The organism is Nonomuraea sp. B208, from assembly GCF_057536035.1.
This window is the reverse complement of the sequence record NZ_BAAJOU010000011.1, coordinates 58,526-73,864: the sequence shown is the minus strand read 5'-3', so window position 1 is coordinate 73,864 and position 15,339 is coordinate 58,526. Positions and strand designations below refer to the sequence as shown.

The following is a 15,339-nucleotide window of genomic DNA, read 5'->3' as shown; positions in this document are numbered from 1 at the left end:
GTGGAACGAGGCCATGGACGTACTGGTGATGTCGGTCATCGTCGGCTACCTGCTGGGGTCGGTCCCGGTGGCGGTGCTGCTGGCGCGCGGGCACGGGTTCGACCCGCGCGCCGTGGGCGACCGCAATCCCGGCTTCTGGAACGTCAAGGAGCAGCTCGGCTGGCGGGCCGCCGTGCCGGTGTTCGCCGGTGACACGCTGAAGGGCGTGCTGGCGGGGCTGGCCGCGCTGCTGTTCAGCGGCGGGCACACGACCGCCGCCGGCGCGGTGACGGGGGACAGCGTCCTGCCCGTGTACCTGGCGGTGGCGGCGGCGATGGCGGGGCACGCCTGGCCGGTGTTCGCCGGGTTCCGCGGCGGGCGGTCGATCCTGACCTTCGCGGGCGGGGCCGCGGTGATCTGCCCGCCCGGGTTCGCGCTGGCCGTGGCGGTGCTGGTGGCCGTGGCGCTGGCGGCGCGGTCGTTCGCGGCGGGGGCGCGGGTGGCGGTGTTCGGGCTGCCCGTCCTGCAGTTGTTGTTCGTCCCGGCCGAGCTGGTGGCGGGGACGGGGGCGCTCATGTGCCTCATCGGCCTGCGTTTCGGTCAGGCCGCGCTGTCGGGCCGCCGGGGGTGAGATGGGGGTAGGTACGGCCGCGCCACTCGCGTACCGGGCGGAGCGTCGCCTGGGTGAGGCGGACGGCGGCGGCCGGGTCCAGCAGCGGGGACAGCAGCAGGCCGAGGCCCGGCCGGCGGTAGCTGCCGCGCAGCGCGCCGGTCAGCAGCAGGCGCACGGCCAGCAGCGCCGCGTCCAGCCTCGTCGCCCGGCCGGCGGCGAGGCGCAGCACCGGCAGCGCCGCCGTCAGCCAGATCACCGCGAGGTCGGCGGCCCGCCAGCCCGCGCCGGTCACGTCCGCGAGCGGCAGCGAACGGCCCCACTCGCGCCACAGCTCGGCCGTCGAGTCGTGCATGTCGACCTCCAGCAGCGCGCCGCCGTCCAGGAAGCCGACCCGCCAGCCACGTCCCGCCAGGAACCGGGCGAGTGCCACGTCGTCGGTCATGTGCCCGCGTACGGCGGCGAAGGCGTCGATCTCCGTCATCGCCGTCCGGCGGAAGGCCAGGCACTGGCCGTTGGCCAGGGTCCGGTGCGGCGGGGGCGGCGTCGCCGGGCCGACGGGGCCGAACCGGTAGACGAGCGTGGCCAGCATCGAGGCGTGCAGCGCCTGTTCGAGCGGGCCGTCGCAGGCGAACCGGGGGGCGGCGCTGACCAGGTCGTGCCCGTCCAGGGCGCGGGCCAGCGCGCCGAACAGGCCGGGCTCGGGGCGCGTGTCGGCGTCGAGGGTCACGACGACGTCGCCGCGCGCGGCGGCCACGCCCTGCCGCAGCGCCCACTGCTTGCCGACCCATCCCGGGGGGAGCGGCTCGCCGCGTACGACGGTCGCGCCCAGGCCGGCGGCCAGCGCGGCGGTGCCGTCGGTGGAGCGGTCGTCCACGACGATGACTTCCGCGACGTCCGGGTCGGCGAGCACGGCCCGCAGACACGGCCCGATCCTGGCCGCCTCGTTCCGCGCGGGCACCACGACGGAGATGCCCTGCTCGCCGCTGATAGGCGTCGCCGTCCCGCGCCCGGCAGCCGTGGCGGGGGCCGCGGCGGCGGCCGCAAGCGCCGGAAGCCGCCGCCGCCCCCGTGCCAGCCGCGCGACCACAACCCCCGCCGCCACCACCTGCGCCACGGCCACCAGCCCGCCCTTCACCGGCCCGGTTTTCGTCGGCCAGGCCGTCGCCAGCCCGGCCTTCAGCGGCTCGGCTTTGATCAGCCCGCCCGCCAGCAGCCCACCCGTCGCCAGCCGGCGTGTCACCGGCCCGCCCTTCACCGGCCCGCCCTTCACCAGCCCGCCCCTCAGCAGCCGACCCCTCACCAGCCCGCCTCTCATTGGCCCGCCTCCCTCGGAGGGGCTGTGCGGGGGTGGGTGAAGTCGTGGCCGATGAGGTCGGTGACGATGTGGGCGCCCAAGGTCACCATGGGGAGGCCGCCGCCGGGGTGGGCCGTGCCGCCGACCACGTACAGGCCGCGTTTCGGCCCTCGGTTGCCCGGTCGCAGGAACGGCGCCAGCCGCCCCCGGTACGCGCTGCCGTAGATCGCCCCCGCCCAGGCTCCGTACCGGTCGCGCAGGTCGGCGGGCGTCAGGACGTCCACGAAGCGGAGCCGCCCGGACAGGTCGAGCCCGCGCCCCGCGAGCCGTTCCAGCACCAGGTCCCGGTAGGCGTCCACGCCGACGCGCCACCGGCCGGGGTCGCGGGCGGGGACGTTGACCAGCATCGTGAGGTTCTCCGTCCCGGCCGGCGCCTGGCCGGGGTCGTCGACGGCGGAGCAGCCGACGTACACGGTCGGGTCGTCCGGCGGCTGGCGCCGGTCGAAGATGTCGGCGAACTCCCGCTCGTAGTCGCCCGAGAAGAACACGGTGTGGTGCGCCAGCCCGGGGGTGCGCCCCTCGACCCCGGCCATCAGCAGGAACGCCGACGACGACAACCCGAGCCCGGCGAGCCGCCGGAACCGCCGCCGGTCCGGCAGCAGGCGGCCGTAGAGCGCGGCGGCGTCCACGTTCGCCACCACGACGTCGGCCCGCTCGTGGCCGCCGCCCGCGAGCCGCACCCCGGTGACCCGCCCGCCGTCCACGGTGACCGCCTCGACGGGCGCGGACAGGCGCACCTCGACCCCGGCCTCCTTCAGCAGGGCCGCCAAATCCTCGGCGAGTCTCGGCAGGCCGCCGGGGACGTACCAGCCGCCCTGGCCGTGCTCCAGCGCGGGCACGCAGGCGAGCGCGGCCGGCGCCCGGTACGGGCTGGACCCGGCGTACGTGGCGTAGCGGCCGACGTACTGGCGCAGGCGCGGGTCGCGGAAGAAGCGGCGGGCCAGCCCGTCGAGGGTGCGGGCGGGCGCGACGGCGAGCAGGTCGCGCGGCCGGGCCTCGCGGGGCGGGCGGCCGAGCGGCCCGGCGAAGAAGGTACGGCCCGCGGCCCGCAGGCATCCCTCCGCCCAGGCGTGGAAGGCCCGCCAGGCCGCGCCCTCGCCCGGCGCGAGCCGTTCGACCTCGGCCGCCATGAGCTCCGGGTCGCGGCGGGCGGTCAGCGCGGAGCCGTCGGCGAACCGGTAGCGGCACAGCTCGGCCGGCTCGACCAGCTCGCGCTCCACCCCCAGCTCGCGGAAGAGCGCGGGCATGGTGAGCAGCGACGGCCCCATGGAGAAGGTGAACCCGTCCCGCCGGTGCTCGGCCAGTTTGCCGCCGAGCCGGGGCAGCTGCTCGTACAGCCGCACCCGGTGCCCCCGGCGGGCGAGCAGCAGCGCCGACGCCATGCCCCCGACGCCGCCGCCGATCACGATCACTTCCGCCACAGCCGCCTCCACGCGAGCGCCGCGAACGCGCCCATCGACATGCCCCCGGCCGCGGCGACCAGCGGGTCCGGCGGCTGGAACACCGCGGCGAACCCGGCCGTCTCCATGACCGCCATCGTGGTGTAGACGCCCGCCAGGCCGCGCGGCGGGCGGGCCTGGTGGGACCGCCCGCCGCCGAGTATCCGCTCCAGCAGCAGCATGACCAGCGCGGACACCAGCAGCCAGCCCGCGAAGTTGGTCAGGGGGATGCCCCGGTACCCGCCGTGCACGGCCCACGTCCACAGGCCGAGCCCGACCATCTGCGGGTCGAGGAAGAGGTCCCACGCCGTCAGCGCGAGCGCCCCCACGGCGATCCGCGCCCCGCCGGTCGTGACCGCCGCCGCCACCCCGTACGCGGCCAGCCCCATCCCGCCCCACGCCAGCGCCACCACGACGGGCACGCCGCCGAGCTGCGGCCACAGCAGGCCGGTGTAGTGGTACTCGCCGAACGGGAACCCGGTGCGCACGCCGACGGCCTCGGCCGCGTACCCGGCCGCGACCACCGCCCCGAACGCGGCGAGCGTCCGCCGCGTGCCCCAGCCGGCGGCGGCGAACCCGATGGCGCTGACCGCCAGCACCGCCACGACGATCCCGGTGAAGCGCACCGGCTCCGCGCTGATCCCGGAGGCGACCTGGAGGGCCACCATGGCCGCCAGCGCCGCCAGCCCCACCGCCCGTGCCGCCCTGGCCGTGGTCACCGGCGGGGCCGTCACCCGGGCGCTTCGCGTCTCACTCACACCTTTGTCTTTCGGGGGCCCGGTGCGAGCGGTTGCATGAGACAGGAACCAGGCAAATTGCCGGATAGCAAATGATGCGAACGCATCAGTCGCCCTGATCTAGTAACCTCACATACGGATCCACGGAGACATCTGCCTGTGTGTCCTGTTCCAGCTGTGATGATCACCGGGCGAGTTCCGGGTCTGTGTGGAAGCCCGCTGTCGGGTCATCGAAGGCGCTTGGTCAGAGAATCTCGACGACGAGGGCGGACATGAGTGACACGACAGCCGGCGGGCCGGGCACGACCACCCGCGCGGGCGCCGAGGTCGGCGAGTCCGAGCTGCGGCTGCTCCTCGCGGGCCTGACAGCGGTCAGGGACGGCGACTTCCGCACCAGGCTTCCCGAGGACGCCGACGGACTGCTGGGCGAGATCGCCTCGGTCTTCAACGGCATGGTGGACCAGCTCTCGCTGTTCACCTCGGAGGTCACCCGCGTGTCCCGCGAGGTCGGCACCGAGGGGCGGCTGGGCGGCCAGGCCGAGGTGCCCGCGGTGTCGGGCACGTGGAAGGACCTCACCGAGTCCGTCAACGCGATGGCCGGCAACCTCACCGACCAGGTGCGCAGCATCGCCCAGGTCACCACGGCGGTCGCCCGGGGCGACCTGTCGCAGAAGATCACCGTGGACGCCCGCGGCGAGATCCTGGAGCTGAAGAACACCGTCAACACGATGGTCGACCAGCTCTCGTCGTTCGCCGACGAGGTGACCCGCGTGGCCCGCGAGGTCGGCACCGAGGGGCAGCTCGGCGGCCAGGCGGACGTCAAGGGCGTGGCGGGCACCTGGCGCGACCTCACCGACTCGGTCAACTTCATGGCCGGCAACCTCACCGACCAGGTCCGCAACATCTCGCAGGTCGCGACCGCGGTCGCGCGGGGCGACCTGTCGCAGCGCATCACGGTCTCGGCCCGAGGCGAGATCCTGGAGCTGAAGAACACCCTCAACACGATGGTCGACCAGCTCTCGTCGTTCGCCGACGAGGTGACCCGCGTGGCCCGCGAGGTCGGCACCGAGGGCCGCCTCGGCGGCCAGGCCGACGTCAAGGGCGTCTCCGGCACCTGGAAGGCGCTCACCGAGTCGGTCAACGTCATGGCCGACAACCTCACGGCCCAGGTGCGCAGCATCGCCCAGGTCACCACGGCGGTCGCCAAGGGCGACCTGTCGCAGAAGATCCGCGTGGACGCGCGCGGCGAGATCCTGGAGCTGAAGGAGACCATCAACACGATGGTCGACCAGCTCTCGGCCTTCGCCGACGAGGTCACCCGTGTGGCCCGCGAGGTCGGCACCGAGGGCAACCTGGGCGGCCAGGCCACCGTGCGCGGCGTGTCCGGCACGTGGAAGGACCTCACCGACAACGTCAACGTCATGGCCTCCAACCTGACGAGCCAGGTGCGCAGCATCGCCCAGGTGGCCACGGCCGTGGCCCGGGGCGACCTGTCGCAGAAGATCACCGTGGAGGCCAAGGGCGAGGTCGCCGCGCTGGCCCAGACGATCAACACGATGGTCGACACGCTCGGCGCGTTCGCCGACGAGGTGACCCGCGTGGCCCGCGAGGTCGGCACCGAGGGCCAGCTCGGCGGCCAGGCCCGGGTGCCCAACGTGGCCGGCACCTGGAAGAACCTCACCGACAACGTCAACTCCATGGCCGACAACCTGACCAACCAGGTGCGCAGCATCGCCCAGGTCACCACGGCCGTCGCCCGCGGCGACCTGACCCGCAAGATCGACGTGGACGCGCGCGGCGAGATCCTGGAGCTGAAGACCACCATCAACACGATGGTCGACCAGCTGTCCTCGTTCGCCGCCGAGGTCACCCGCGTGGCCCGCGAGGTGGGCTCGGAGGGCAGGCTCGGCGGCCAGGCCGAGGTGGAGGGCGTCTCCGGCACCTGGAAGCGGCTGACCGAGAACGTCAACGAGCTGGCCGGCAACCTCACCAGGCAGGTGCGCGCGATCGCCGAGGTGACCAGCGCGGTGACCTCCGGCGACCTGACCCGCTCGATCACCGTCGACGCCGAGGGCGAGCTGGCCGACCTCAAGGACAACATCAACTCGATGGTCAAGTCGCTGCGCGAGACCACCACGGCCAACGAGCAGCAGGACTGGCTGAAGTCCAACCTCGCCCGCATGTCCGGCCTCATGCAGGGCCACCGCGACCTGGCGACGGTCGCCGAGCTGGTGATGAACGAGCTCGCGCCGCTCGTCTCGGCCCAGTACGGCGCGTTCTTCCTCGCCGAGGAGAGCGAGCTGAAGCTGATCAGCGCCTACGGCTACCCGGTGGAGGCCGAGCGCGCCCCCCGGTTCCGGCTCGGCGACGGGCTCATCGGCCAGGCCGCGCGCAGCCGCCGCACGATCGCGCTGACCGAGAACATCCCCTCCGGCGTCATCACCATCGACTCCGGCCTCGGCCGGATCGAGCCCGCCTCGCTCGTCGTGCTGCCCGTGGTCGTCGAGGAGCAGGTGCTCGGCGTGATCGAGCTGGCCTCGGTCCAGGAGTTCACGCCCGTGCACCGGGCGTTCCTGGAGCAGCTGATGGAGACGATCGGGGTCAACCTCAACACGATCGTCGCCAACGCCCGCACCGACGAGCTGCTGAAGGAGTCGCAGCGGCTCGCCGCCGAGCTCCAGGCCCGCTCCGAGGAGCTGCAGAGCCAGCAGGAGGAGCTCCAGCGCTCCAACGCCGAGCTGGAGGAGAAGGCCCGCCTCCTGGTCAGCCAGAACCAGGACATCGAGGCCAAGAACCTCGAGATCGAGCAGGCCAGGCAGGAGCTGGAGGACCGCGCCCAGCAGCTCGCCCTCGCCTCGAAGTACAAGAGCGAGTTCCTCGCGAACATGAGCCACGAGCTGCGCACCCCGCTCAACTCGCTGCTCATCCTGGCCCAGCTCCTGGCCCAGAACCACACGCGCAACCTCACCCCGAAGCAGGTCGAGTACGCCGAGATCATCCACTCGGCCGGCTCCGACCTCCTGCAGCTCATCAACGACATCCTCGACCTGTCGAAGGTCGAGGCGGGCAAGATGGACGTCAACCCCGAGTGGGTGCAGCTGCGCCGCCTGCTCGACTACGTCGAGGCCACCTTCCAGCCGATGACCAGCGAGAAGAGCCTCGACTTCACCATCGCCACCGCCCCCGGCATCCCCAACGAGCTGCTGACCGACGACTCCCGGCTGCGCCAGGTGCTGCGCAACCTGCTGTCGAACGCGGTCAAGTTCACCGAGACCGGCCGGGTCGAGCTGCGCATCGAGCCCGCCGCCCCGGCCGAGCTGCCCGCGACCGTGCGGGCCAACGGCCCGGCGCTCGCGCTGCGGGTCATCGACACCGGCATCGGCATCCCCGAGCAGCAGCTCGAAGTCATCTTCGGGGCGTTCCAGCAGGCCGACGGCACCACCAGCCGCAAGTACGGTGGCACCGGCCTCGGCCTTTCCATCTCGCGGGAGATCGCCTACCTGCTCGGCGGCGCGATCAGCGTGCAGAGCACGCCGGGACAGGGCAGCGTCTTCACGCTCTTCCTGCCGGTCGCCCACCCCGCCTTCACCGACGGCCCCGCCCGCGCCGCCGCCGCTGCCGCGGCGCTGCCGGAGGGCGCGGAGGAGAGCGGCCCGGCCATCGCGTCCGGCGCCGGCTCGGACGCGGGCGGCGGCACGCAGCACCGGCGGCTGCTGGTGATCGAGCAGCGCGCGGGCGGTCTGCTGTCGCTGGTCGCCGAGAGCGTCGTACGCGAGCTGACCGACAGCAGGGACGACACCGTCGAGATCATCAGGGCCGCGGGCGCCGAGGAGGCCGCGGCCACGCTCGCCGCCCAGCCCTGCCACTGCATGGTGCTCGACCTCGACATGCCCGACCTGGCGGCGTTCCAGCTCCTGGAGGCCATGGACGGCGACCCCGCGCTCGCGGTCGTGCCCGTCCTCGCCTACAGCAACTGGCGCACCACCTCCCAGCAGAAGGCCCGCCTGCGCGAGCGCGCCGAGAACCAGGCGCTGGAGCTGCTGTCCAGCCTCGACGAGCTGCGCGAGCGGATCGCCCTGCACCTCACGGCCGAGCAGCCCGGCGACGTGCTGCCGCTGATCCGGCCCGAGGCCGTCGGCACGCTTCCCCGCCAGGAGGTGGACGGCGAGCTCGCCGGCCGTACGGTGCTCGTCGTGGACGACGACACGCGCAACCTCTACGCGATCACCAGCATCCTGGAGATCCACGGCATGACCGTCCTGCACGCCGAGAACGGCCGGCTGGGCATCGAGACGCTGCTCAGCCACCCCGACATCGACATCGTGCTGATGGACGTGATGATGCCGGAGATGGACGGCTACGTCGCCACCGCCAAGATCCGCGAGATGCCGCAGTACGCCGAACTGCCGATCATCGCGGTGACCGCGAAGGCCATGCCGGGCGACCAGGAGAAGGCCCTGAGCGCCGGTTCCAGCGACTACGTCACCAAGCCGGTGGACGCCGACCACCTGCTCACCCGGATGAGGCACTGGCTCGACGTGCGGGAGCAGCCCGGCTCATAGGCGTACCGCGCGACGAGATCCCGACCATCCACCATCCGGCCCGACCGGCGAGGAGTGACCCCACAGTGGGACCCACAGTGCACAGCCCGCAGGAGCCGGGCCTTCCGGCGCCCGCCCCGTCCGAGGCCGCGGCGGTGAGCAACCTCGGGCGGCTGGCCGTCACCATCGACCGGTTGCGCAGGCAGATCCAGGAGGCCCAGCGCGCCGCCGAGGGCCGCGCGCTCATCGAGGTGGCCAAGGGCATCCTCATCGAGCGGCTGCAGTGCGGCCTGGCGGGGGCCGCGCAGCAGCTCGAACTCCTCGCCGAGCAGGCCGGGGTGACCCAGCTCGAACTGGCCGCCGAGATCATCAACCAGGCCGCCCAGGACCGCATCAGCGAGGCCACGCGCGAGTTCCTCGACTCCGCCCGCGCCGCCGCCGAGGCGGAGGCGGCGGAGGCGGCCGAGGTGGCCGTGCGGCTGCGCTCGGCGGAGAACGGCATGGTGGAGGCCCCGGACGCGCAGGCCGTGGCCGCCTCGCTGCTGGAGCACGCGCTGAAGCCGCTCGGCGCGACGAACGTCGCCGTCTGGACGGTCGGCTCCGACGGCTCGCTCACCCTGGCCGCCAGCGCCGGCTTCAGCGCCGTCGAGGCCGACCGGTGGCGCTACGTGCCGCCCGGCGTCAACACCCCGGCCCGCAGCGCGCTCGTCGAGCGCCAGGCCGTGTGGATCCGCTCGCTCGAGGACGTCGGGCTGCCGTCGATCGGGATGACGCTCACGCCCGACGGGGGCCGGGTGACCGTGCCCGCGGGCACCGGCGGCCGCATCATGGGCGTGCTGGAGATCGGCTGGCCGGGCCCGGTCGGCCCGCAGCCGCCGCAGGTCCACAAGCAGGTCGAGGCGCTGGCCGAGCTCTGCTCCCACGTCCTCGAACGGCCCGTCGAGCCGGGCGGCGGCGCCGGGCAGGCGGAGCTGATCGGCCTCGCCGAGGCGCTGCCGGACGCCGCGCTCGTGCTGCAGCCGCACCTCGACGCCGACGGCCGGCTCACCGACTTCCGCATCACGCACGCCAACCCGCACTTCGTGGACCCGGCGGGCCGGCCCAAGGGCGCGGTGACCGGGTCGCTGCTGCTGGAGGCGTACCCGCTGGCGGCCGACGAGGGCGGCCTGTTCTCCGTGGTGGAGAACGTGCACGCCACCGGCGAGCCGTTCAAGGCGGAGAACATGACGCTCACCGCGCTCGTGGACGACGTGCCGCTGCCGAGCCTCGCCAGCGTCAGCATCACCCGGCACGGCGACGGCGTGCTGCTCATCTGGCGGCTCCAGGACGAGATCACCCGCCTGGCGAGCCTGCTCCAGCACGCCCAGCGGCTCGGCCGCATCGGCGGGTTCGAGGAGAACACGCTGTCGGGCGAGATCACCTGGAACCGGCAGCTCTACGACCTGTACGGGATGAAGCCCGGCGAGTCGCCCATCCCGCTCGAACGGCTGGCCGACCACGCCCACCCCGACGACGCCGTGCTCATCGGCCGGTTCCTGCGGACGCTGCTGCACCACCGGCGGCCCGCCTCGACCGCGTTCCGGCTGCAGCGCTCCGACGGCATGGCCCGCCACATCCGGGTGGTGGCCGAGCCCGTGCTGTCGCCCGACGGGCGGCTGCTCGCGGTGCGGGGGGCCTACCAGGACGTGTCCTCCCAGCACTGGACGGAGGTGGCGCTGGCCGCCACCCGCGACCAGCTCGCCCACACCGAGCAGCAGGCCGCCGAACGCAACCGGCTGGCGCTCCAGCTCCAGCAGGCCATCATGCCGCCCAGCCGCGGCCCGATGGAGGCGTTCGACCTCAACATCGCCGTCCGCTACCGCCCCGCCGAGAAGGAGCACCTGGTCGGCGGCGACTGGTACGACGCCGTGGTCCTCCCGTCCAAGCAGATCCTGCTGTCCGTCGGCGACGTGGCCGGGCACGGCATCGAGGCGGCCACCGGCATGGTCGTCCTGCGCAACGCGCTGCGCGGCCTCGCCGCCACCGGCGCCGGCCCCGGCCAGCTCCTGACCTGGCTCAACATGGTGGCCCACCACCTGACGGAGAACGTCACGGCCACCGCCATCTGCGGCCTGTACGACCCGGAGACCGGCGTGCTGCGCTGGGCGCGGGGCGGGCACCTGCCGCCCATCCTGATCCGTGGCGACGAGGTGGCCGAGCTCGACCTCATCGGCGGCGTCCTGCTGGGGGCGCTGTCGGAGGTCACGTACGAGGAGAGCCGGATCCAGCTCATGCCGGGCGACACGCTCCTCATGTACACCGACGGGCTGATCGAGCGCCGCGACCGCTCCCTGCAGCACTCCCAGCAGCAGCTCCTGCGGACGGCCGGCCATCCGGCGGCCTCGCTGGAGCACCGCCTCGACCACATGCTGACCCACAGCAACTCCGACACCGACGACGACACCTGTCTGGTCGGCATCCAGCTCATCGCGCCGGGCTCGTCATGACTCCCGCCTTAGAAGCGGCCGGGACGTTATGGCGGTTCGCGCATGGGCGGGCATTGATCGGGTAGGCCGGGCGCTATGTCCGATTCGCGTTACGAAGGCCTGCTGCTGGCCGGTCGCTACCGGCTCCAGGCCGAGCTGGGCCACGGCGGCATGGGCCGGGTCTGGCGCGGCCACGACGAACTCCTCGACCGCGCGGTCGCGGTCAAGGAGGTCACCCTCGACCAGCGGCCGCCGTCCGAACGCGAGGCGCTGCTCGGGCGCACCATGAGCGAGGCCCGCCTCGCGGCGCGGCTGAGCCACCCGAACGTCGCCACCGTCTACGACGTGGTCGTGGCCGACGAGCGGCCGTGGATCGTGCTCCAGCTCGTCCCGGCGCCCACCCTGGCCGACGTGCTCGGCGAGAGCGGGTCGCTGCCGCCCGCCGCCGTCGCCGCGCTCGGCCTGCAGGTGCTGGACGCCCTGGAGGCGGCGCACGCCGCAGGCATCGTGCACCGGGACGTCAAGCCCGCCAACATCCTGCTCGACTCCGGCGGGAGTCACGCCGTGCTCACCGACTTCGGCCTGGCCACCAGCGTGGAGCGGCGGGTCGAGCTCACCGAGGCGGGCATGGTGGTGGGGACGCCCGCGTACATCGCCCCCGAACGGGCGCGCGGCGGGCCGCCGACGCCCGAGGCGGACCTGTGGTCGCTGGGCGTGACGCTCTACACGGCGGTGGAGGGGCGTTCGCCGTTCGAACAGGGGAACGCGCTGGCCACGATCAGCGCGGTGCTCACCACCGCGCCGGCGCCGTTCGAGCTGGCCGGGCCGCTGGCGCCGCTGCTCATGGGGCTTCTGGAGAAGGACCCGGAACAGCGCTGGACCGCCGAGGTCGCCCGCCGCCACCTCCGCCGCGTCGCCGCGGCCGACCCCTCAGCCCCGCTCACGTCCCGGCCGCAGCCGGCCACCCCCGCCGGCCCCCAGACCCAGAGCCTCGTCCTCCCTGTCCCGCCCCCGCAGACGGGGACCATCGCCCCCGATCCCGATGAGCACGCCGCGCTCCCGCTGTCCGGCCCGAGGACGGGCAGCGTCATGCCCGAGTCCGTCGTGGCCGCTGCGGGAGGCGTCAGGAGCGGCGCGGCCGAGATGCTGGGGCGGTGGCTCGGGAGCGGGCAACTGCGGCAGGTGGCGGGGGTGGCGGCGCTGATCGTGGCCGTGCTCGCGGTCACCGGCTGGCCCGCCGACGGCGGCCCGCCCGGCGCCGCCGGCGTCGAGCAGCGGGTCGAGGCGGCACTGCCCGCGACCACCACCGACCAGCGCCAGAAGCCCGAGCAGCCCGCGACCCCCAAGCAGACCGGCACTCCCGAACAGCGCGACACCCCCGACCAACGCAGCACCCCCGACCAGCGCAGCACCCCCGACCAGCCGGGTGCGAAGCGGGAAGCCGACCTGCGGGTACGGTCCGTCGCCGTCCAGCGGACCGGGGGGACCGACACCAGGCGGAACACCGGCAAGAGCACCAGGGAGAGCACCGGAAGGACCACCACCGGCGTCACGCCGGGCCAGTCCGCCCGCGGCAGGCACGCCGCCCCCTTCGTACCGCCCGGCCAGGCCAAGAAGGGCCTGACGGCCTCTCCGGGAAAGGGACACGCCAAGGGCCACGGCAAGTGACGGGCCACCGGCCCAGGTTCGGTCCATGTGCCCTCGGCGGCGGCAACATGTGCTCCCAAAGTGAGGTCGAGCACGCACCGCCCAAGGAACATACGAGGCATGGACACGAATAAGGGGAACTGCTCCTGCGGTCACGGCTCGTCCTGCTCATGCTCATCCGACTGCTCCTGCGGCTGCAACTCCTGACGGCAGCCCGGCCGGGCCGCGGCGCGCGACGAGCGCCGCGGCACCGGCCCCCCGCCGGAGCGGCGTTCAGAGCGGGAGGACCGCCTCCACCTGCGTGCCCGTCCCCGGCGAGGTGATGAGGCAGGTGCCGCCGAGTTCGGCGGCCCGTTCGCGCATCGAGGCGAAGCCCACGCCGGAGCGCCGCGCCGCGGGCAGCCCTCTGCCGTCGTCGCGCACCCGTACGACCAGCGCCCGCTCCGAGCGGGCCAGCGTCACGGTGACGTGCCCGGCGGCGGCGTGCTTGCGCGCGTTCGTGAGGGCCTCCTGCGCGATCCGGTACGCGGCCACCTCCACCGCCGCGGGCAGGGCGTCGGTCTCGCCCTCGGCCACGACCTCCACGGGCGGGCCGGGCTCGGCGGCGAGCGCGCGCACCGCCCCGGCCAGGCCGAGGTCGTCGAGGGTGGGCGGGCGCAGGCCGTACACCAGCTCGCGGACCTCCTGGCTGACCGCGTCCATGCCGCTGCGCAGGTCCAGCAGCAGCGCGTCGGCCGCGCTGGGCGCCTGGCGCAGGTTGGTCCTGGCGATGGAGAGCGACATCGCCATGTTGGTCAGCGCCATGCCGAGCCCGTCGTGCAGGTCACGGCGGAGCCTGCGGCGTTCCTCCTCGCGGGCGGTCAGGATGCGCTCCCTGGAACGTTGCAGGTCGGCGGCCATCAGCACGGCGTGCGCCACGTCGGCGACGTAGGGGACCGCCGTCCCGATCAGCCGTTCGGTGTAGGCGGCCGAGAAGCGGCGCGGCCCCGGCGGGCCGATGAGCATGCGGCCGACCGGTTCGCCGTGCCACACCAGCGGCACCACCCGCGGCTCCGCCCCGGCCACGCCCAGCTCCACCCGCATCTCGGGCCTCGCGGGCCCGTCCGCGCCCGCCCCGCCGACCTCGACGACGACGCCGGTCACGCCGAGCCCGTCGCGCACCACGGAGGTGACGGCGGCCAGCGCGTTCGCCGGCTCCCTGGCGCCCACCTCGATCGTGAGCCGCCTGGCCAGCTCCTCGGGGCGGCCGTGCCGGCCGTACAGCATGGCGTCGGTCATCCGGCGCAGCCGGGCGCGCAGCGGCTGGAACAGCGCGCCCGCCGCGAGCGTGGCCGCGAGGCCGGCGAGCTGGTCGTAGTCCGACAGCAGCAGCCCGGCGAGCGCGCTGACGCCGAAGTAGACCGCGCCGACGGTGACGATGAGGCCGGTCGCGACGACCGTACGGCTGATGACGGTGTCGATGCCGTACAGGCGGTGGCGCAGCACCGCGAACGCGATCGCCACCGGGATCGCCGCCGTCCAGATCGTCACGAGCGCCCAGTAGTCCTGCCCGAGCAGCAGGAACGCGGTGTAGACGACGAACGCCGACAGCGGCCAGGCGATCTGCCGCCGCCCGGCAGGGGCCGCCTGCCGCATGCGCCCGACCAGCGACAGCAGCCCGAGCACCACGCAGGCGTTCATCACCAGCGTCAGCCCGGTCTGCAGGCTCGCGTTGTAGGGGGCCAGGGCCTCGACGGCGAGCGGGTTGGGGACGACCTCGGGGTAGCGGCTCGTGGGCGGCGCGGGCCGTACGGCGCCGCGCACGCCCTCGGCGAGGTTCACCGCCACGGCCAGGACCGCCACCGGCAGCCACCGCCGCGACGGCAGCCGGTCGTCGGGGGAGAGCAGCGGCAGCAGGGCCGACAGCGTGCACGCGGCCACCGTCCAGCCCGCCACGGCCGCGACGCGCAGCCAGCCGGCGCTCTCCAGGTCGCCGCCGGCGGCCGAGGCGTTCTGCAGCCCGACGGCCATGACGGCGACGGAGGAGCCGAGCCCGCCCACGCACATCAGCCAGGCGAGGCGCAGCCGCGGCCGGTGCCGGATCAGGAACGCCCCGGTCAGCGGGAACGCCAGCCCCGCCGCGTGGTCCGGCACGAACGGCGGCCACGGCGCCCACTCCCGGGGCACCGACAACTGCACGACGGTTCCCGCGACGGTCAGCGTCACCGCGAGCGCGGCCAGCGCCCCGGCCGCCCACCGCGCTCCGCCCACGTCCGAGCCAGCCCGCGAACCGGATAGCGTGTCCGTCACCGTGCCCGTCCCGTCTGCCTGGGGAAGCCGCACGTCATCCCCGGTCCTGCCGGCCACCATCGTACGACGCCGCAGATTAGAACGATCTACCGTGTTCTCGGCCGGAGATTCCCTGGTTACACTCCAGTCCGGAGCCCAGCCGCCCCCACCGGGGCGGACGCTCCGCTCGTCACCCACCGGGGAGGGGTCGCTCTCTTCGGCATGCCTTCGCGCCGGGTGACGCGACGCCTCCGCGAGCGGGCAGGACGAGGTCCACGCAGCCCCTCGACGAGGAG

The 15,339-nt window shown here is 74.1% G+C and carries 8 protein-coding genes; 4 read left to right on the top strand and 4 right to left on the bottom strand.

All coding sequences use genetic code 11. From position 1 onward, the window contains the following. Nucleotides 1-13 precede the first annotated feature (13 nt). Nucleotides 14-610 carry a glycerol-3-phosphate acyltransferase gene (locus AC27IY_RS10025; protein ID WP_371249215.1) on the top strand — a complete coding sequence of 199 codons (597 nt, stop codon included), beginning with the start codon at nucleotides 14-16 and terminating at the stop codon, nucleotides 608-610. On the opposite strand, the gene AC27IY_RS10020 is transcribed toward AC27IY_RS10025, so the two are convergent. Genes AC27IY_RS10020 through AC27IY_RS10010 form a run of 3 tightly spaced genes read right to left on the bottom strand, consistent with a single transcriptional unit; the run spans nucleotide 561 to nucleotide 4,143 of the window. Next, entirely contained in the window at nucleotides 561-1,892 is a 1,332-nt protein-coding gene (locus tag AC27IY_RS10020) for a glycosyltransferase family 2 protein (protein WP_487177748.1), read from the bottom strand. The two genes, AC27IY_RS10025 and AC27IY_RS10020, sit on opposite strands and share 50 nt — an antisense overlap. Nucleotides 1,893-1,903: 11 nt before the next feature. Continuing rightward, nucleotides 1,904-3,367 (bottom strand): phytoene desaturase family protein, encoded by a 1,464-nt coding sequence (locus AC27IY_RS10015; protein ID WP_364458638.1) that lies wholly within the window; start codon nucleotides 3,365-3,367, stop codon nucleotides 1,904-1,906. Then, nucleotides 3,355-4,143, bottom strand: coding sequence for a carotenoid biosynthesis protein (locus AC27IY_RS10010; RefSeq protein WP_423444933.1), 789 nt, complete (start codon nucleotides 4,141-4,143; stop codon nucleotides 3,355-3,357). The genes AC27IY_RS10015 and AC27IY_RS10010 overlap by 13 nt, the downstream gene beginning before the upstream one ends. Before the next feature lie 251 nt (nucleotides 4,144-4,394). On the opposite strand from AC27IY_RS10010, the gene AC27IY_RS10005 reads away from it, so the two are divergent. The 3 genes from AC27IY_RS10005 (at nucleotide 4,395) to AC27IY_RS09995 (ending at nucleotide 12,796) form a co-directional block, all read left to right on the top strand. Continuing rightward, on the top strand, nucleotides 4,395-8,684 hold the full coding sequence (locus tag AC27IY_RS10005; RefSeq protein WP_423444932.1) for a HAMP domain-containing protein: 4,290 nt from the start codon (nucleotides 4,395-4,397) through the stop codon (nucleotides 8,682-8,684). 65 nt (nucleotides 8,685-8,749) lie between these two features. Next, complete coding sequence (locus tag AC27IY_RS10000; RefSeq protein ID WP_487177747.1) at nucleotides 8,750-11,149, top strand: SpoIIE family protein phosphatase; 2,400 nt, start codon at nucleotides 8,750-8,752, stop codon at nucleotides 11,147-11,149. Nucleotides 11,150-11,224: 75 nt separating this feature from the next. Next, on the top strand, nucleotides 11,225-12,796 hold the full coding sequence (locus AC27IY_RS09995) for a serine/threonine-protein kinase (protein ID WP_487177746.1): 1,572 nt from the start codon (nucleotides 11,225-11,227) through the stop codon (nucleotides 12,794-12,796). A gap of 252 nt (nucleotides 12,797-13,048) precedes the next feature. On the opposite strand, the gene AC27IY_RS09990 is transcribed toward AC27IY_RS09995, so the two are convergent. Continuing rightward, the gene (locus AC27IY_RS09990; RefSeq protein WP_487177745.1) at nucleotides 13,049-15,025 is read right to left on the bottom strand and encodes a sensor histidine kinase; all 1,977 of its coding nucleotides are present in this window, start codon (nucleotides 15,023-15,025) and stop codon (nucleotides 13,049-13,051) included. Nucleotides 15,026-15,339 lie beyond the last annotated feature (314 nt).

What these genes read in the sequence shown, in the direction of transcription:
- AC27IY_RS09995 (WP_487177746.1), top strand. Translation starts at nt 11,225, where the DNA reads ATGTCCGATTCGCGTTACGAAGGCCTGCTGCTGGCCGGTCGCTACCGG.
- AC27IY_RS10025 (WP_371249215.1), top strand. Translation starts at nt 14, where the DNA reads ATGGACGTACTGGTGATGTCGGTCATCGTCGGCTACCTGCTGGGGTCG.
- AC27IY_RS10005 (WP_423444932.1), top strand. Translation starts at nt 4,395, where the DNA reads ATGAGTGACACGACAGCCGGCGGGCCGGGCACGACCACCCGCGCGGGC.